The organism is Streptococcus timonensis (assembly GCF_047460355.1).
Classification (GTDB): Bacteria; Bacillota; Bacilli; order Lactobacillales; family Streptococcaceae; genus Streptococcus; species Streptococcus timonensis_A.
Genome location: NZ_JASHGL010000005.1, coordinates 1 through 18,128 on the forward strand (window position 1 = coordinate 1; position 18,128 = coordinate 18,128).

Below are 18,128 nucleotides of genomic sequence, written 5' to 3' on the forward strand. Positions count from 1 at the left end.
TGACTAGGCGAAAAGTCTTTTAATACATAACTTAATTCCTTTAGCATAGCCCGTCTTCCTTTAAATCTTTCGTCTGCTAGCAATCGTTCATACAAGTCTAGTTTTTCCTCGTCTAGTCCTCTCTGGTATTCCTTCAACAGTTCCTGTAGAGCGTAGGATTCGTCTATTCTTAACCCTCCCTCTGTTAAGCGATGACTAATCTCACTCACTTCTTCATATACTTGGCGGTCTAACCTTCTTTTTTGACTTTCTTGTTTTCGGACTGCGTCTAAGATACGATTTCGGAACTTTGTTTTGAAATAGATATAGAGTCGCTTATCATTTCTCTCCAAGATTTCAGGATATTCATCTAATAGTTCATATAGACAAATCATTCCTTCTTGATCCCAGTCTTCAACTTCCCATAAATGAAGATAGTATTCTTTACGGCACTTGTGCACGATTCCTTTAACTTCTTGATAAACTCTTTTAATCATCTTGATTTCCTCCTTTTTGTTTTAAGTATAGCAATTTGAAAGATAGTATTTATAGCTTTCTCCTCTTTTGTCAAATCAAGTCTTCTTTTATGTTTACCAACTATCTTAATGGTTCAGTTTAGGGTATTATTTGGTTATTTCAGAGAAGAAAAAAAGACAAGATTACAAATCTTGCCTTTTTAGTTCTTTAGAAATTACTGAAAGAGGTTTACAATCGTATCCCAGACTGTCTGTGCTTTTTCTTTTATTTTAGCATCTGAAATAGCGCGACCTGCTTCATCAACTAGATTTTGCGCACGATCACGGATGTCTTTTAAAATACCCTCTGACTGTGAATTATTAGTTCCTTGCGACTGTTTTTGATGCTTTTTAGGAGCTATTCCATTTTGTTCATAAGCATTTTGAACTGTAAAGGTACTGCCCGCTGTATAAGGAAGGACAGTCTCTGCCATACTTCTAAAGATATGGGCAGCCCCATTAGAAGTAGAACCTGCTAGATAATGGGTCTCATCAGTTGTTGGAAAACCAAGCCAATGACTGATAACCAGATCTGGTGTATATCCAATTACCCATTGGTCACTAGTGTACTCAGGATTAAAGGCAGCCTCTGTTGTTCCCGTCTTACCAGCCATAACGAAATTATCTGGCGAAGAACTAACTCCCGTACCATTTGTAAAGGTTCCTAGCATCATGCTAGTCATTTTGTCAGCTACTGACTTTTCCATGACCCGTTTTTGAGAATTCTTATGACTAGCAATAACCTGACCACTAGCATTTTCAATACGACTGATAAAGTGAGCATCTGGCATCAAACCTTCATTAGCAAAGACGGCGTATGCTTGGGCCATCTGAAGAGGATTTGTCTCCACACCACCACCCAAGGCTACTCCTAGCACTCGATCAACGCTTCCCATGTCGAGGTCAAACCTTTCTCCTGCCTCAAAGGCTTTGTCAATACCAAGCTCTTTAACACTTGCAACTGCAGGGAGATTCAGTGATTCAGCCAAAGCTTGATACATGGGAACTTCTGGTGACGTTTTGATTCCTGCATAATTATCTACCTTGTAGTCGCCATATTGCATGGTGTGGTTATCCAGATCTTTATTGAGGGGCCATCCAGCTTCCACTGCTGGTGTATAAACTACCAAAGGTTTAATAGTTGAACCTGGACTTCTTTTGGATTGGGTCGCATAGTTGAAGTTTCGGAAACCAGTCTTGTTTTGGCCTGCCACTCGTCCAACAACTCCTCGAACTCCTCCAGTTTTTGGTTCCAGGGCAACGCTACCCGACTCAGCATGCGTTCCATCTTCAGCCGTTGGGAAGAGAGAGGTGTTTTCATAGATGACCTGCATGTTAGCTTGATAGTTTTGATCTAGTTCGGTATAGATTCGGTAGCCGTTATTGACGATTTCTTCTTCCGTTAGATTGTACTTCTCAACTGCTTCATTCACGACAGCATCAAAATAAGAAGGATAACGATAGTCTGATATTTTTCCTTCGTAGGCATCCTGTAACTGTGAATTCATGTCAACATTGGCTGCTTCAGTTTCCCTATTCTTATCAATATAACCTGCCGCCACCATATTTTGTAATACGGTGTCCCTACGATTGGTAGAATCTTCGATAGAACTTAAGGGATTGTAAAGTTCAGGACCTTTCAGCATACCTGCTAGGGTAGCTGCCTGGTCTAAACTTAATTGCGAAGCTGAAACACCAAAGTACTTTTTACTTGCATCCTCAACTCCCCAGACTCCATTTCCAAAGTAAGCATTGTTGAGATACATGGTAAGAATTTCTTGTTTACTGTACTTTTTGGTTAACTCTAAGGCTAAGAAAAATTCCTTGGCCTTTCTTTGGACAGTCTGGTCTTGCGAGAGATAAGCATTTTTAGCTAGCTGTTGGGTAATAGTAGACCCCCCACCAGAGCGACCTCCAGTTATGATAGCCAAGAAGAAACGACCATAATTAATTCCGTCATTTTTATAGAAACTTCGGTCCTCAGTAGCAATAACCGCATTTTGTAAATCTTCGCTGATATGGCTTAGTTCCACATAGGTCCCTTTTTGCCCAGACAAGGCACCAGCTTCATTTTCTTCTCTATCGAAAATGATGGTTCGTGTCTTCAAGGCATTCTGTAGGTCTGTGACATTTGTTGATTTTGCCAAGGCAAAGAGATAGACGCCTACAAATAGACTGGCACTTAGCCCAAGAATGAAAATAATCTTGGTTAGGTGGTAACGGCGCCAGAACTTACGAATGGGACCAACTTGACCAGATTTCTTTCGTTCTCCTCTGGACCGTCGCAAATCGCTCTGCTCACTTTCTTCTATTTCAATATCATTATCCATATCATTGATTTCAGTTTCTTGAATCGTTGGATCATCTTTCTTAAATAAAGAAAGGAATTGTTCAAATAATTTATCTAATTTCATGCGTTTATTTTATCATCTTCAGTTTTGGATGACAAGAATTTAGCTAACCTCACTGTCCAAACGCCCTATTTTTTGTTACAATATCTGTATGAAATTTACCTTTATTATTCCTGAATCTCTACCAGAAATGACGGTTAAAGTATTCCTAGAAGAGCAACTACTAATTCCCCGAAAAATTCGACATTTTCTGAGAACCAAAAAGAACATTCTCATCAACCAAGAAGAAGTCCATTGGCAGCAAATCATTAAACCTGGAGACCAATGCCAATTGACATTTGACCAAGAGGATTATCCAAACAAGGAAATAGTTTGGGGAAATCCCAATCTTGTTCAAGAAATTTACCAGGATGAGCATTTAATTGTAGTTAATAAGCCTGAAGGTATGAAAACCCACGGGAATCAACCTGACGAGATCGCCCTCCTCAACCATGTTTCTGCTTATGTTGGTCAAACATGTTATGTCGTACACCGCCTAGACAAAGAAACAAGCGGTTTGGTACTCTTTGCCAAAAACCCTTTTATCCTCCCCATCCTCAATCGCCTATTAGAGAAAAAAGAAATAGCTCGAGAGTACTGGGCACTTGTATCGGGACAAGTCCCTAAAAACCTAATTTTTAAAGATAAAATCGGCCGAGACCGCCATGACCGTAGAAAACGCCTGGTTGACCCAAGGAATGGTCAATATGCAGAAACTCACGTTTCTCGATTGAAAGGATTTAAGAATAAAACATCACTTGTTCGTTGCAGGCTGAAGACAGGCCGTACTCATCAGATTCGGGTGCATCTTTTGCACCACCATCATCCTATTATAGGAGATCCTCTCTACAATCCTCACTCAAAAGCGAGCCGACTCATGCTTCATGCCTTCCGCCTCTCTTTCATTCATCCATTAACTCTAGAAAAAATGAGTTTTACTGCCTTGTCAGGTACTTTTGAAAAAGAAATTAAAAAGAATGGATGACTTAAGTGTCATCCATTCTAGATTAGCTACACAAAAAAGCAAGGTCAAAGGACCCTGCTTTTTAATATCTCAAGAATTATTTAGCAATTTTTGCGAAGTATTCAAGAGTACGAACAAGTTGTGCTGTGTAAGACATTTCGTTGTCGTACCATGATACAACTTTAACCAATTGTTTACCGTCAACGTCAAGAACTTTAGTTTGAGTTGCGTCGAACAATGAACCGTAAGCCATACCTACGATATCTGAAGAAACGATTTGATCTTCTGTGTAACCGTATGATTCGTTAGCTGCTGCTTTCATAGCCGCGTTCACTTCATCAACAGTAACGTTCTTTTCAAGAACTGCAACCAATTCAGTAACTGATCCAGTTGGAGTTGGAACGCGTTGTGCAGATCCGTCCAATTTACCGTTCAATTCTGGGATTACAAGACCGATAGCTTTAGCAGCACCAGTTGAGTTAGGAACGATGTTTGCAGCACCAGCGCGAGCACGACGAAGGTCACCACCACGGTGTGGTCCGTCAAGGATCATTTGGTCACCTGTATAAGCGTGGATAGTTGTCATCAATCCTTCTACAACACCAAAGTTATCTTGAAGTGCTTTAGCCATTGGAGCCAAGCAGTTTGTAGTACATGAAGCGCCTGAGATAACTGTTTCAGTACCATCAAGAATGTCGTGGTTAGTGTTAAATACAACTGTTTTAACGTCATTTCCACCAGGAGCAGTGATAACAACTTTTTTAGCTCCGCCTGGGTGCAAGTGTTTTTCAGCTGCATCTTTCTTAGCGAAGAATCCAGTTGCTTCAAGAACGATTTCTACACCGTCGTTAGCCCAGTCGATTTGTTCTGGATCACGTTCTGCAGAAACGCGAACGAATTTACCGTTAACTTCAAATCCACCTTCTTTAACTTCCACAGTTCCATCGAAACGACCTTGAGTTGTGTCGTATTTCAACAAGTGTGCAAGCATAACTGGGTCTGTAAGGTCATTGATACGAGTAACTTCAACACCTTCTACGTTTTGGATACGGCGGAAAGCAAGACGACCGATACGTCCGAAACCGTTAATACCAACTTTAACTACCATTAGTGATTTCCTCCTTATGAAAATCTTGAGAATTTTATTGTGAAAAGAGTAACTTGAATCACTACAAATCACCTTTTAACGTTATTATTATATAACTATTTAAGCTAAATTGCAAGTGCCGACCTTGATTTTCTATGTCAGTTTCTTTTGAGATGATGCTTTCGAAGTCCCCATATCTATTCATAGCGTAATGATTCTACTGGATCCATTTTACTAATCTTTCGTGCAGGGAAGTAGGCTGAAATGTAACCAAGAAGCAAGGCAAAACCGAGAGTTCCAAAAATTGAGAAAAGATTCAATTCAAAAACTTTAGAGATAGATGGGTAAAAATGATTCACAACCACATTCGCGATACTTCCAAGCCCTTGTGCAATCAAAAATGCCATAAACAAAGCAATCCCTACAATCCAAATTGCTTCGTAGATAAAGATACCTTTCACATCTCTATTTTGATAGCCGACTGCTTTCATGACACCAATTTCCTTGGAACGTTGCATGATATTGATGTAAATGATAATCCCTATCATAACTGCCGCTACCAAAATCGCTTGGGATGAAAGAACAATCAATAGTCCCTGGATGACGCGAATAAAGGTAATCACAATATCAAGAACGGCCTGTTGAGAAAGAACGGAATATTTCTTATTTTTTTGTAATTCTTCTATTACTGTTTTCGTACGCGAAGGATCTTTGAGTTCCAAAATAAAATAAGATACAGTCTTTGTAAATCCAGCTTCTTTCAAAATCGTTTCCATTTGATAGGCTGGCATAAAACTGTTACTGTCCTCCATGTCATCTTCATCATTGATCACACGTACAATATGAGTTTGAAATTGAGAAGTCTTGCTACCTTCAGCACCATTTTCTACAATGCTTGCTAATACTTTTTTGCCTATAACATCACTAGCTGTAAGATTTTTCCCTGTTTGTTCATTCCAATTTTTCAGTAGACTCATCGGAATCGTCAATCCCTGCTCTTTTGCATCAGTGTATATAGGCCCTGCTAGCACTTTTTCTTTCTCATTACTGCTAACGGAGATACTTGTATCCTCATATAAACTCACAACTTGAGCATAAGAAGGCATGGTTTGACTTAAGTCCACTTCTTGTCCGTCTATACTGATTTTTGACATAGTCATGCCAAAAGGACTCTCTAGATATTTAATATTTTCTTTTCCAATCGTATCCGTGATATAGTTCTTATCATCTTGATTCAAAAAACCTCTACCTGCAACGTTTGAGTTTAGTGCAATCTGGACTTGAGAAGGGAGCTTGCCCCCGTTTGTATTTTCATCAATCATTGAAATCAAGGCATTCCCTAGCCCAAAAGAAATCAATACTCCGACAAAACCAATCGAGGTTGCTACTGCAATCAACAAGTTTCGCCACTTTCTTTCCATAAAGTTACTCAAAGAAAGTTTGAATTTGTTTTTAAAAGATAATCCTTTATTTTTTGACTTCTTCAACGACTTCACCATCCTTCATTTTGATAATTACATCTGCATATTCAGCTACTTCTGGGTTATGAGTCACAATCAGTACTGTTTTCCCAGATTTGGCCAAACTTTTAAATACTTCTAATACCATTTCTTGGGATTGAGAATCCAGCGACCCTGTTGGCTCATCAGCTACAATCATATCCGGTTGATTGACCAGAGCACGCGCAATGGCTACACGTTGCTTTTGTCCTCCAGAAAGTTGCTTGACATTTTTAGCCATAAAAGGTTCCATTCCTAAACTGACTAGTTGCTCTTGAGCTATCCTTGTCATTTCTTTATCGGATAAATCTTTGACATAGAGAGGCAACTTAACATTGTCCAAAACAGACTGGTGAGGAATGAGATTGAAGTTTTGAAAGACAAATCCAATATTATCTTTACGGAATTGAGTTAATTCAATCTCCGATAAATCCCTGAGAGGTTCTCCTTTAAAAGCTAAAACTCCCTCATACTCTCTATCAAGACCACTGATGATATTCAGTAGACTGGTTTTGCCACAGCCTGACGGACCATAAATCGCCGTGATTTTCCCTTCTGCAATCTGCAGGTTAATATTTCTTAGAGCCTGCTCTTTATGCTTGCCATCCAAAGCGTAAAATTTTGAAATATCCTTCATGGATAAAATGGACATTATTATCTCCTTTAATTACTTGTGATACCGTGTACCGATACAAACTATATTTATCTATCAGATTCAAAAGGAATCAAAGAATTCCTTTCTCTTTTTACGAATTCATTTTAACAAAAAAGCGACATTCCCCCAATGACAGAAATGTCACTCCTATAAACCATTTAACGGTATCTTTCTAGGTCCTCGGCCCATTCATTATCTAAACTAACGATTAACTTCTCATTGCCAAACATTCTCGCCATCATTTTTGCTTCTTCATACTTTTGTTTGGCTGTATCATAATCTGTCTGAATATAATATTTCCACTCAAGCATCAAGACAATCGGTTGTTTTTGAAAATCTCGTGTTTTTTGCCCTATTTTATTTAAGGTCTCAACTGCCCTCTTAAAATAATGAAACAGCCCCATAATCTCTATACAAGTTAAAGAAGCTAGTAAGGAATCTCTAAGTAAGCCTAAACAATCGAACTCTATCTTATCAATCTGCGAACTTAGTTTCTCATGAAAATAAAGAATATTCTCATACTCAGATTCTTTTATTTCACCCGCTTTCAAACCATCCATTAAGTTACATGAAAAATACAACCTCAGTCTTAATAGATCCTCCGCTTTATATACATCTCTGGATAGTAAGTTCTGCAGACCATTTTCAAGCACACTTTCACCATACAAGGAATTACTAGTTGCTCTCACTGCATCTATGGCTTGAAGACAATCCACTAGCACTTTCTCATCACGTGGCAAATCATCATAAAAATATTCAAAAATCTCATCAAAATATTCTTCCTTCTGTTCCTGCAACTCTTTGTCTCCATAGTCAGGATGATGAAGAAGAAAGTATTTTAATTCTTGGTAACGTTTAGGTAATTCCTTGTAATCCGGCATCAGAATATAAGATGGAATATCTAGCCTATTCGCTATATATTCTAGTGTTTTTATCGTAGGACGAAATTCTCCTTTTTCAATGCGCACTAACTGACGGACTGACAGTTCTGACTCATCTCCACAAAAAACAGGGCGACTAAGTCCTTTCTCCTCTCTAAGAAGCCTTACCTTTTCCCCTAGCTGATTCATCTCTTACATTTCTCCCTCACACGATTATCAAAGCTTTGATTTTCAAATAAATATATGCGATTATTATACCATTTCCCAAAAGGAATTACAAAAAAGAGACAGGATCACTCCTGTCTCTGGCTGATAATCAATTATTTACGACGTCCTGGACGTTCTGCATAACCATAGTAAGCATCTGCCATGATTTCTTCCATGTCAGCTACCATTGGCAAGCGTGGGTTGGCTGGTGAACATTGGTCTTCGTATGCAAGCAAGGCAATTTCATGCAAGCTGTCTTTCCAAGCTTTTTCATCAATTCCTTGATCCTTGAAGTTCATCTTGATACCTACTGCAACACCAAGATCGTAAACAGCTTTAGCGTATGCTTCAACTGCTTCTTCTGGAGTTGAGTGAGGCAAACCAAGCATTTTCGCGATGTCTTGGAATTTCTCATCAGCTTTCCAGTAGTTGTATTTAGGCCATGTGGTAGTCTTAGATGGACGAGTTCCGTTGTAACGGATAACGTATGGAAGCAAGATAGCATTTGTACGTCCGTGAACAGTGTGGTGAACCGCACCAATCTTGTGAGCCATTGAGTGGCTCATACCAAGGAAGGCATTGGCGAAGGCCATACCTGCCATTGTAGACGCATTATGCATTTTCTCACGAGCTTCTGGATCAGCTGTTTTAACTGATTTTTCTAACCATTCAAATACAAGTTTAATTGTTTGAAGCGCAATACCGTCTGTGTAGTCGTTAGCGAAGTTTGAAGTGTAGGCTTCAGTCGCGTGAGTCAAGACGTCCATACCTGTATCAGCAGCGATGAAATCTGGAACTGATTCAACCAAAGCAGGGTCAACAATCGCAATCGTTGGTGTCAATGAGTAGTCAGCCAATGGGTATTTGCGGTTGTTTTTCTTATCAGAGATAACGGCAAATGGTGTTACTTCTGAACCTGTACCTGAAGTTGTTGGAATACCGATGTACTTCGCTTTCTTACCAAGTGATGGGAAGCGGAAGGCACGTTTACGGATATCCATGAATTTTTGAACCAAGTCACGGAAGTCGATTTCTGGTTGTTCATAGAAGAGCCACATAACTTTCGCTGCGTCCATTGGAGAACCACCACCAAGAGCGATAATTGTATCTGGTTCAAAAGCTCTCATCACTTCAGTACCACGTTCTACAGTTGTGATATCTGGATCTGGCTCAACATCTGAGAATACTTGGATAGTTACACGGTTGCTACGTGCGTTCAATTGATCGATAACACGTTGAACAAAACCAAGTTTTTCGATTGATTTGTCAGTAACGATCATAACGCGTTCAATATCTTCACAGGTTTGAAGGTATTGGATAGAATTGCGTTCGAAGTAAATTTTTGAAGGAACTTTAAACCATTGCATATTATTTCTACGTTTCCCTACTTTCTTGATGTTTAGAAGGTTGATTGCGCTCACGTTATCACCAACTGAGTTGCGTCCGTATGAACCACATCCAAGTGTCAATGATGGGATGAAGGCATTGTAAACGTCACCGATACCACCGAATGTTGATGGCGAGTTCCAGATAATACGCATTGCTTTAATTTCTGTACCAAAGCGTTTAGCAAGTTCTTCGTCTTTTGTATGGATAGCTGCTGAGTGACCAAGACCGTTGAACTCAACCATTTGGCGAGCTTTTTTAAGTCCATCTTCAGTATCTTCAGCTTTCAATACTGCAATAACTGGAGAAAGTTTTTCTCTTGTAAGAGGTTCGTTTTCACCAACTTCTGCACATTCTGCAGCAAGGATATTAGTTTCTGCTGGCACTGAGAAACCTGCTTGTTCTGCAATCCATGTTGCTGGTTTACCAACGATGTCGGCATTCAATTTTGCTCCAGCACAGTTTTTACTGTTAGCTTTTGCTCCAAAACAGAATTCTTCTAGAAGAGCTTTTTCTTTTTTGTTAACAAAGTAAGTGTGGTAAGATTTAAATTCTGCAACAAATTCATCGTAAACTTCTTTGTCAATGATAACTGCTTGTTCTGACGCACATACCATACCATTGTCAAACGATTTAGACATAACGATGTCATGAGCTGCTTGACGAAGGTCAGCTGATTTTTCGATGTAGGCAGGAACGTTTCCGGCACCTACCCCAAGAGCTGGTTTACCACATGAGTAAGCTGCCTTAACCATGGCATTACCACCAGTAGCAAGGATAGTTGCAATACCATCATGATTCATAAGAGCAGCTGTTGCTTCCATAGATGGTTCTGTAATCCATTGTACACAGTTTTCAGGAGCTCCTGCTGCAATAGCCGCATCACGAACGATTTGCGCTGCGTGAGCTGAAGATTCTTGAGCAGACGGGTGGAAAGCAAAGACGATTGGATTACGTGTCTTCAATGAGATCAAAGCTTTAAAGATTGCTGTAGATGTTGGGTTTGTTGTAGGTGTAACTCCACAGATAACCCCAACTGGTTCTGCAATTTTAGTCAAGCCAGTAATTGGATCATCTTCGATAACTCCAACAGTTTTAACACCGCGCATGTTGTTTACAACGTGTTCACAGGCAAACAAGTTCTTTGTAGCCTTATCTTCAAATACACCACGTTGTGTTTCTTCGATTGCATGTTGAGCAAGAATTCCGTGTGCATCAAGAGCTGCAACTGATGCTTTCGCTACGATGTAATCAACTTGTTCTTGGTTCAACTTACGCATTTCTTCAAGTGCAACTAAACCTTTTTGTACCAAGCCATCTACGTGCTTTTCAGCCAACAGTTGTTTATCTTCAACTTTTACAGTTTTTTTATCAGCCATATTTTCCTCCATAGCTTTCAAAGGATTTTTAAACCCTTGTTAATTATTTCACAAGTTTATTATAACTCTTTTTTTTTGATTTGTAAACAGTTTTCTGTTATTTAGAGAATTTTTTTATAAATTGTAATTAAAAGTTTCCCTTCTAGTCAGTAAAGCTTATAAATAGTGGCTTTTAGGCGTCTAAACATCAGTATCATCCAAATTTAACATGTAACCAAAATTAGTAGCTTAGCCCATCGCATAAAAAATAGCCCCCTGATAAGGAAGCTATTTTGCTTGTTGAAATAAACCTTGTTTGAAGTCACCCTCGTAGATTACTTGTTGTTCCGTGGTCAATTTTCCTTTTCCTTCGGCCTGGCCATTAACAAAATCACCTTCGTAAACCCAACCTTCTTTTGCTTGGTAAGTCCCCTTCCCATTAAAAGCACCATTTCGAAATTCTCCAGTATAGGTGTCTCCATTTGGGAAAGTGACAGTTCCTTGACCATTCATCTTGCCACGAACCAGACTTCCGTCATATAAAATTGTCTCTCCATTGAGTTTCAAAGTCCCTTTTTTAGGTATGGTCCCTAAAAAAACTAGAACGGCGCAAAGTCCTATGACTACAACTGTAGCAAGTTCTAAGCGAGGACGTGTCAGATAGACACGGTATTTTTCAAAGAGTTTCTTAATATTTTCCATCATTTATCTCATTTTCTAGGCGAGCTAACCAGTCACGGCAACCGGTCAAGACTCGATCGTAGGTTTCTTCAAAATCTCCTGTATACCATGGATCAGGGACGCTCTCCGCAGCAAAGGGATGAATCTTATGCTTTAGAGATTGAGGGCACATTTGACGCAAGTCAGAAACGTTTGACTCATCCATACCTAAGATATAATCAAAATACTCAAAATCTCTTTTGGAGATTTGTAGCGATGTTTTGCTGGAGTCATAGTCTACACCATGGTTCTTAAAAATGGCTTGCGTTCCTTTGTGAATCGGATTGCCATGCTCCCATGATGAGGTCGCTCGACTTTCAATCTCATAATCATCTGTCAATGATTTCATCACGAACTCTGCCATGGGACTACGACAGATATTCCCCAGACAAACAAAGACAATTTTTTTCATCATTTCCCCTCAGATTTTATAGAAAAACGGGAATGAATCCCATCCCGTTTTATTCTTCAATTGCGCTTCCGTCTTCGATTACTGCTCCTTCAGGAGTCACAGCTTCTTTAACTGGCAAGACTGTTCTAATAGCAGCTAGTTCAAAAGTAAGGTAGACACCATCTACATCAAGAACGATCGTTCTATTTTCAGTATTAACTTCATCAACTGTTCCGTATAGACCGCCAATCGTGATTACTTCATAACCTTTTTGAAGTTTATTGAGACTCTCCATGCGTTTTTCAGCTTGTTTCTTTTGAGAACGTTGCATAAAGAACATCAAGGCAAACATCCCTACAAGCATGATTAAAAATGTAAAATTCACATTCATATTATTTTTCTCCTTTGTAAACCAGATAAGACTACTATACCAAATTTCAACTACTTTTACAAGGTTGTGCCTTCTTTTTATGCCAATAAAAAACTTTGTAAGTGACATTCATGATATTCAAAAACAATTAGAATCCCACATCTATCCCTCCACTGCCCCCCTTCATCGCTTATACTACAATAAATATGGTAGCAGCGCAACGATTATTGTATGCTATCGCATTGCAGATAAAAAACGGCAAAGCAGAAACTGCCTCACCGTTCTCGGGTAACATCTTATTTCTTTTTTAAATATTTAGAAAGTTCATTTATTTCCCACACCAAAATAGCTATCCATTGAGCAATAGAAAAAAAGATGAAAAACATGAAAAACAATGCATCTGTAGTTAATATTAGCACACTCAAATTTCTACACAATATTAAAGAGATAAATGGAGCTAACACGGCCCATGTCATCTGTAAAATCATTTTTTTCATTTTAAACTCCCTCTCATTACGAAATCAAATATAGAGCACTACAAGCGATAATTTCGACTTTAAACCTCCTTTCAAATTATTTTCGCTTATATTTTACTACAAGACATTGTTAAAATCAAAGAAAATGAATACGCTTTCTTTATTTCGATTCTTAGCTGAGATTCCTACAATTAGTATCATCGATCATAAAAAACCAGAGTTTACACTCTGATTTTTAAGCTTATTTCAAATTCTTAACGACTTTTACAAGATTTTCTACTGTAAAGCCATATTCTTCTAAAACTTTTGGTGCTGGTGCAGAAGCGCCGAAGTTATCGATACCAAGAACGGCACCGTCAAGACCCACGTATTTGTACCAGTTTTGACTTGCTCCCATTTCGACTGCAACACGACGACGAACCGCATTTGGAAGGATTTCTTCCTTATATGCTGCGTCTTGTGCGTCAAAGACATCTGTAGATGGCATGCTGACTACGCGCACCTTAGCTCCTTGACTTACCAATTCTTTAGCGGCTGCAACAGCTAGGTTCACTTCTGAACCAGTCGCAATCAAGATAGTATCAAAGTCTGCTGCAGATTCATAAACAACATAGGCACCTTTAGCAACCTTGTCAAAGTCAGTTCCTTCTTCTACGGTCAAGTTTTGACGCGTCAAAATCAAAGCTGTAGGTGTTTTCTCGCTCTTAACAGCTAGATACCAAGCCGCCTGTGTTTCACGTGCGTCAGCAGGACGGAAAACATTGAGATTTGGCATGGCACGAAGACCTGCCAAGTGTTCGATTGGTTCGTGAGTCGGTCCATCTTCACCAACTGCGATAGAGTCATGAGTAAATACATAAGTCACAGGAAGACCTTGCAAGGCTGACAAACGTACCGCAGCTTTCAAGTAGTCAGAGAAGACAAAGAATGTTCCACCATAAACGCGAAGTCCACCATGAAGGGCCATCCCGTTCAAGACTGTACCCATAGCAAATTCACGAACACCAAACTGGATGTTGCGGTTCAAACGATTGACATCGTCCTGAAGTCCGTCAGTTTTGATGTAAGTCATGTTTGAATGTGCCAAGTCGGCTGAACCACCTAGGAAGGTTGGCAACTTAGCAGCAACAACGTTCAAAGCATCTTGACTTGAGTTACGAGTTGCTTGTGAGAAACCATTTTCTAGGGCTGGGAAATCTTCTGGTCTTAACTCAACTGGGTCACGACCTTCAATGATTGCTTCCACTTCTGCTGCAAGTTCTGGGTATGCTTCCTTATAATCTGCAACTAGTTTTGTCCATGCTTCATATGCTGATGCACCTCGGTCCGCAACATTTTCTTTGAAATCAGCATAAACTTGAGCTGGGATTTCAAATGGTTCGTAGTCCCAACCAAGGGCTTGACGAGTTGCAGCAGTTTCGTCTGCACCAAGAGGGGCGCCGTGCACTCCATTTGTGCCTTGTTTGTTTGGAGATCCATGACCAATGATTGTTTTCACCTCAATCAAAGATGGTTTGCCTGAAGCCTTAGCTTCTTCGATAGCAGTCTGAATGGCTACTAAATCTGTCCCATCTTTTACCAAAGCTGTGTGCCAACCATAGGCATTGTAACGATCACGGACACTTTCTGTAAAGGAATCTTTTGTCTCACCATCTAGGTTAATGTCATTTGAATCGTAAAGGACAACCAACTTATCGAGTTTTTGCAAACCAGCATATGAAGCAGCTTCACTTGATACACCCTCCATCAAGTCACCATCTCCACAGATAACATATGTGTAGTGATCAAAGATGTTATAACCTTCGCGGTTATACTTGGCTGCAAGGAAACGTTCTGCTTGTGCAAAACCTGTCGCAGTCGCAATCCCTTGTCCTAGAGGACCTGTTGTTGCATCAACCCCTACTGTATGACCAAATTCTGGGTGACCTGGAGTTTTAGAACCCCATTGACGGAAGCTCTTCACTTCATCCATGCTCACATCTTCAAATCCAGAAAGGTGAAGAAGGGCATAGAGAAGCATTGATCCGTGACCCGCTGAAAGAATAAAACGGTCGCGGTTGATCCAGTTTGGTTGAGCTGGATTGATACGAAGTTCTTTAGTGAAAAGGCTGTAAGCCATCGGTGCTGCACCCATTACCACCCCTGGGTGACCTGAATTCGCTTTATTAATAGCGTCAATACCCAAGAAACGAATAGCATTAACAGATAGATTTGACATAGAATTTCCTTTCTATTTAAGGTGATAAGTTTATCACATATCCTATTCTACTATTATATGAAAAAACAGATAGAATAGCAATAAAACAATTTACTATAAAATAACTCAGCTGATTATACTAATCTCTAGTCACTTGATAGTAAGGTGATAGTTTTTCAAAACCTCTATCAAGTTTATCTAGAACCTTATCTATAGTATCTTCATAGGCTACTGGAATATCAACTTTTACTAAAACCTTACGAATCTCCTGATTGGATAATTGTTGTCTTAAAAGTTGTCTACTCTCCTCAGTAGCTTGTACTCTATAGCTTTCATCGTTTTTCTGAACCCAATAATAGATTCCATCAACCACTGGGAGATCCAATATTTTAGCCTGTTTTGACAAGGTAGTCTCATCTTTCTTTCTCTCTACAAAGCTGACTTCTATAGAGATTCCCCAATTATTCTGATTTCCATACAAACGAAGAGCCATCATGGGCTCTGTTACATGTCCCTCTCTCTGTAAATAAACCCAGAAATGTGGCCGTAATCTCTGCGCTTGATTCATCCATTGACTGGTTGGGTGTAAATTCCAATCGGAATGCCTAGCTTGAAAACATTCCGCTAGGTGAATAAATGCCTTTCGCGCTTCCTGCCCTTTTTGACGCAGGTCTAGCATTTTATCCTTTTCAGCTCCTGCTTTTTCAGGATTTCGGTACTGTTCCCCTTGATAAGCAAGATAGTCCTTGATTTCTTTCATTTTATTCCTTCTTTAGTTAGAAAAAAATCAGGTTTCCCCTGATTTTATGTTTATTCTGTATCAACAACGACGTAACGATTTGGTTCATCACCTTCTGAGTAACTCGTTACACCTTCCATACGGGAAATAATACGGTGGATAATTTTACGCTCACTACTTGACATTGGATCTGTCATTTGACTGCGACCTTCCTCAAGAACTCGAGTTGCTAATTTTTGAGCGTAGCTCTGTAAAACCTCAGCACGATGTTCTACATAATCATTCACATTGATCGTAATGTAGAAGGTTTTTGAATAGCGATTGTAAAGGTAATTCTGGGCCAAGAGTTGTAAAGATTTTAAGACCTTACCATGATAACCAATGATACGTCCTGGCTCATTAGTATCAATCTGCATATTGATGGAGCGACGATTAGAGGTGCTTGAGATAGTTCCCTCAACATCCATGTCATCAATGATGCCTTGGACATAACTTGTCACTTCTTCAACAACCTTTTCAACATCATAAGCAGGCTCGACTTCCAAACCGAGATTTTCTAATTCATTCTCCTGCTTAGCTTCTTCCTTCTGAGGTTCTTCAGGAAGTAACTCTTTGATAATTGCGATGTGTCCTGTTTCCTCGAGAATTGTGCTGGCTTCTTTTTCATTTTTAAGAATTTCAGCCTTGACTTCATCAGGAACCCCTTGGCCTTCTTCTTCAATTTTCTTGATAGCTTCAACTACGTGACCTAAATCAACAGTAGCTTCACTGACAGTCTTAACTGGCTCATTCTTTTCATTTATTTCTTTTGGAACACCTTTAATAGCCTGTTGATTTGCCTTTACTACTGTTGTTTCATTGATTGATTCAATATCCACTTGGGCTGGCTTCTTACCAAAGAGACCTAAAAAACCATTTTTCTCTCTAGAAATAACCTTGATATGAGCCTTCATTCTAGGAATACCCAATTCTTTTAATCCATTTTGAATTGCTTCTTCAACCGTTGAACCTGTATATAATACCATTATCAGATTTCTCCTTACTTTTTCTTTTTCTGTGCTCTCTTCAAAGCTTTTCTCTTCTTAATTTCTAGATCTTTCTCAGCTTGTATGCCGGCTTCTCGTTCTGCAATGATTTTAAAAGGATTGTTCAAAATATAGGTTTGCAATACTTGATAAGCATTTGAAACTGCCCAGTAAAGAGCGACACCACTTGGAGCAGATATTGCAAAAAAGAAGATTATAATAGGCATCCCATACATCATACCCGTCATGGCACCATTTTTCTCAGGCAAGGCTTTGTTTGAAAGCCAACTACTGAGGAAGGTAAATAGGGCAGCTAAAATAGGTAATACGAAAGTTGTATCAGCTCCACCTAGATTGAACCACAAGAAATGGCCAGTCTTCAAAAAATCTACGTTTGATAAAGCTTGGAAGAGTGCGATTAGAATCGGCATCTGAACCAAGAGTGGCCAGAAGGTCGAGGATTGCTTGATTCCCAACTCTTTAAATAACTTACGTGTTTCCTGATCAAGCTTGGTGCGACTTTCCATGTCACGACCTGGATACATGTCACGTAATTCTTTGATGCGAGGTTGAGCTTCTTGCATCTTTCTTGAGGCAACCATCTGTGTCTGAAAAACTGGCAAAAGCAGGGTTCTAATCAAAATCGTGAATAGAATAATCCCGATACCAATACTCATGTCAAAAGACAAAAATCGAATGGTTTCAGCAAAAAAATAAACAAGTCGACTCCATAAATCTGCTGAGTCAGCAGTTACATCACTTGATGCATTACTAGTTGCACAGGCAGTCATCACAAATAAGGACAAACCCATCAAACTAGTTAGTTGTATTCTCTTCTTCACTCCTATTTCCTTCCTGGTAAATCTTCGCTAATCTTAATACATGAAGCAAGTTTTTTTCAAGCTCTGCGTAATCTAAGTTTTCAACACCTTTTCGGGCAATCACGATGAAATCGATATTATCTACAAGTTCATTTCTATGATCAATAAGAATGTGTCGAATTCTTCTTTTAATTTGATTTCTCATAACAGCGTTTCCCAGCTTTTTACTAACTGACAAACCCACTCGAAAATGTTCTTGGCTATTTGCTAATCTATAGATAACAAATCTTCGATTAGCTACACTCTCTCCCTCTTTAAATATCGCATTAAAATCTTTCTCTTTTTTTACACGAAAGCTTTTTCTCAAAAATCCTACTCCATCTAATAAAACTACTACTATTATACCATAAATTTTTAAAAAGCCAATAACAGCAAGGTTTGGAGCTATTTCCTGCAAAAATTGTTCAG

At 39.2% G+C, this 18,128-nt stretch carries 17 protein-coding genes; 1 reads left to right on the forward strand and 16 read right to left on the reverse strand.

Annotated elements, in window-relative coordinates; genetic code table 11:
• Nucleotides 1–476, reverse strand: a 476-nt coding sequence (locus QM941_RS08015; protein ID WP_414340079.1) for a sigma-70 family RNA polymerase sigma factor, incomplete at its 3' end; no start/stop codon positions are given.
• A 194-nt stretch (nucleotides 477–670) separates the two neighbouring features.
• Nucleotides 671–2,908 (reverse strand): penicillin-binding protein PBP2A, encoded by a 2,238-nt coding sequence (pbp2a, locus tag QM941_RS08020; protein ID WP_414340080.1) that lies wholly within the window; start codon nucleotides 2,906–2,908, stop codon nucleotides 671–673.
• Nucleotides 2,909–2,996: 88 nt separating this feature from the next.
• Here pbp2a and QM941_RS08025 point away from each other — a divergent pair, with 88 nt between their 5' ends.
• Complete coding sequence (locus tag QM941_RS08025; RefSeq protein WP_414340081.1) at nucleotides 2,997–3,869, forward strand: RluA family pseudouridine synthase; 873 nt, start codon at nucleotides 2,997–2,999, stop codon at nucleotides 3,867–3,869.
• A 76-nt stretch (nucleotides 3,870–3,945) separates the two neighbouring features.
• On the opposite strand, the gene gap is transcribed toward QM941_RS08025, so the two are convergent.
• From gap to rnpA, 14 genes are all read right to left on the reverse strand, one after another.
• Nucleotides 3,946–4,956, reverse strand: a complete 1,011-nt coding sequence (gene gap, locus QM941_RS08030) for a type I glyceraldehyde-3-phosphate dehydrogenase (protein ID WP_269798364.1) — start codon at nucleotides 4,954–4,956, stop codon at nucleotides 3,946–3,948.
• Nucleotides 4,957–5,132: 176 nt separating this feature from the next.
• Entirely contained in the window at nucleotides 5,133–6,434 is a 1,302-nt protein-coding gene (locus QM941_RS08035) for an ABC transporter permease (RefSeq protein ID WP_414340082.1), read from the reverse strand.
• Nucleotides 6,403–7,086 (reverse strand): ABC transporter ATP-binding protein, encoded by a 684-nt coding sequence (locus tag QM941_RS08040; RefSeq protein ID WP_414340083.1) that lies wholly within the window; start codon nucleotides 7,084–7,086, stop codon nucleotides 6,403–6,405. The genes QM941_RS08035 and QM941_RS08040 overlap by 32 nt, the downstream gene beginning before the upstream one ends.
• Before the next feature lie 161 nt (nucleotides 7,087–7,247).
• A complete protein-coding gene (locus tag QM941_RS08045) occupies nucleotides 7,248–8,159 on the reverse strand; it encodes an XRE family transcriptional regulator (protein ID WP_414340084.1) in 912 nt (303 codons plus the stop codon).
• Nucleotides 8,160–8,290: 131 nt separating this feature from the next.
• The gene (adhE, locus tag QM941_RS08050; RefSeq protein WP_414340085.1) at nucleotides 8,291–10,942 is read right to left on the reverse strand and encodes a bifunctional acetaldehyde-CoA/alcohol dehydrogenase; all 2,652 of its coding nucleotides are present in this window, start codon (nucleotides 10,940–10,942) and stop codon (nucleotides 8,291–8,293) included.
• Nucleotides 10,943–11,209: 267 nt separating this feature from the next.
• Nucleotides 11,210–11,623, reverse strand: a complete 414-nt coding sequence (locus QM941_RS08055) for a hypothetical protein (protein WP_414340198.1) — start codon at nucleotides 11,621–11,623, stop codon at nucleotides 11,210–11,212.
• Nucleotides 11,610–12,053, reverse strand: coding sequence for a low molecular weight protein-tyrosine-phosphatase (locus QM941_RS08060; RefSeq protein ID WP_414340199.1), 444 nt, complete (start codon nucleotides 12,051–12,053; stop codon nucleotides 11,610–11,612). Before QM941_RS08060 ends, QM941_RS08055 begins: the two co-directional genes overlap by 14 nt.
• 49 nt (nucleotides 12,054–12,102) lie before the next feature.
• Nucleotides 12,103–12,423, reverse strand: a complete 321-nt coding sequence (gene yajC / locus QM941_RS08065; RefSeq protein WP_414340086.1) for a preprotein translocase subunit YajC — start codon at nucleotides 12,421–12,423, stop codon at nucleotides 12,103–12,105.
• 275 nt (nucleotides 12,424–12,698) lie between these two features.
• Nucleotides 12,699–12,899 carry a hypothetical protein gene (locus QM941_RS08070; protein WP_414340087.1) on the reverse strand — a complete coding sequence of 67 codons (201 nt, stop codon included), beginning with the start codon at nucleotides 12,897–12,899 and terminating at the stop codon, nucleotides 12,699–12,701.
• A gap of 220 nt (nucleotides 12,900–13,119) precedes the next feature.
• On the reverse strand, nucleotides 13,120–15,096 hold the full coding sequence (gene tkt, locus QM941_RS08075) for a transketolase (RefSeq protein WP_414340088.1): 1,977 nt from the start codon (nucleotides 15,094–15,096) through the stop codon (nucleotides 13,120–13,122).
• A gap of 118 nt (nucleotides 15,097–15,214) precedes the next feature.
• On the reverse strand, nucleotides 15,215–15,835 hold the full coding sequence (locus tag QM941_RS08080; RefSeq protein ID WP_414340089.1) for a ribonuclease P: 621 nt from the start codon (nucleotides 15,833–15,835) through the stop codon (nucleotides 15,215–15,217).
• A gap of 50 nt (nucleotides 15,836–15,885) precedes the next feature.
• Nucleotides 15,886–16,839: an RNA-binding cell elongation regulator Jag/EloR gene (gene jag / locus QM941_RS08085; RefSeq protein WP_414340090.1), complete on the reverse strand. Its 954-nt coding sequence runs from the start codon at nucleotides 16,837–16,839 to the stop codon at nucleotides 15,886–15,888.
• Nucleotides 16,840–16,853: 14 nt separating this feature from the next.
• Complete coding sequence (locus QM941_RS08090) at nucleotides 16,854–17,681, reverse strand: YidC/Oxa1 family membrane protein insertase (RefSeq protein WP_414340091.1); 828 nt, start codon at nucleotides 17,679–17,681, stop codon at nucleotides 16,854–16,856.
• Nucleotides 17,656–18,027, reverse strand: a complete 372-nt coding sequence (gene rnpA / locus QM941_RS08095) for a ribonuclease P protein component (RefSeq protein ID WP_414340200.1) — start codon at nucleotides 18,025–18,027, stop codon at nucleotides 17,656–17,658. Before rnpA ends, QM941_RS08090 begins: the two co-directional genes overlap by 26 nt.
• Nucleotides 18,028–18,128 lie beyond the last annotated feature (101 nt).

Excerpts from the sequence above, each read along its gene's own strand:
- pbp2a (WP_414340080.1), bottom strand. The coding sequence starts at position 2,908 with ATGAAATTAGATAAATTATTTGAACAATTCCTTTCTTTATTTAAGAAA.
- QM941_RS08025 (WP_414340081.1), top strand. The coding sequence starts at position 2,997 with ATGAAATTTACCTTTATTATTCCTGAATCTCTACCAGAAATGACGGTT.
- gap (WP_269798364.1), bottom strand. The coding sequence starts at position 4,956 with ATGGTAGTTAAAGTTGGTATTAACGGTTTCGGACGTATCGGTCGTCTT.
- QM941_RS08035 (WP_414340082.1), bottom strand. The coding sequence starts at position 6,434 with ATGGTGAAGTCGTTGAAGAAGTCAAAAAATAAAGGATTATCTTTTAAA.
- QM941_RS08040 (WP_414340083.1), bottom strand. The coding sequence starts at position 7,086 with ATGTCCATTTTATCCATGAAGGATATTTCAAAATTTTACGCTTTGGAT.
- QM941_RS08045 (WP_414340084.1), bottom strand. The coding sequence starts at position 8,159 with ATGAATCAGCTAGGGGAAAAGGTAAGGCTTCTTAGAGAGGAGAAAGGA.
- adhE (WP_414340085.1), bottom strand. The coding sequence starts at position 10,942 with ATGGCTGATAAAAAAACTGTAAAAGTTGAAGATAAACAACTGTTGGCT.
- QM941_RS08055 (WP_414340198.1), bottom strand. The coding sequence starts at position 11,623 with ATGGAAAATATTAAGAAACTCTTTGAAAAATACCGTGTCTATCTGACA.
- QM941_RS08060 (WP_414340199.1), bottom strand. The coding sequence starts at position 12,053 with ATGAAAAAAATTGTCTTTGTTTGTCTGGGGAATATCTGTCGTAGTCCC.
- yajC (WP_414340086.1), bottom strand. The coding sequence starts at position 12,423 with ATGAATGTGAATTTTACATTTTTAATCATGCTTGTAGGGATGTTTGCC.
- QM941_RS08070 (WP_414340087.1), bottom strand. The coding sequence starts at position 12,899 with ATGAAAAAAATGATTTTACAGATGACATGGGCCGTGTTAGCTCCATTT.
- tkt (WP_414340088.1), bottom strand. The coding sequence starts at position 15,096 with ATGTCAAATCTATCTGTTAATGCTATTCGTTTCTTGGGTATTGACGCT.
- QM941_RS08080 (WP_414340089.1), bottom strand. The coding sequence starts at position 15,835 with ATGAAAGAAATCAAGGACTATCTTGCTTATCAAGGGGAACAGTACCGA.
- jag (WP_414340090.1), bottom strand. The coding sequence starts at position 16,839 with ATGGTATTATATACAGGTTCAACGGTTGAAGAAGCAATTCAAAATGGA.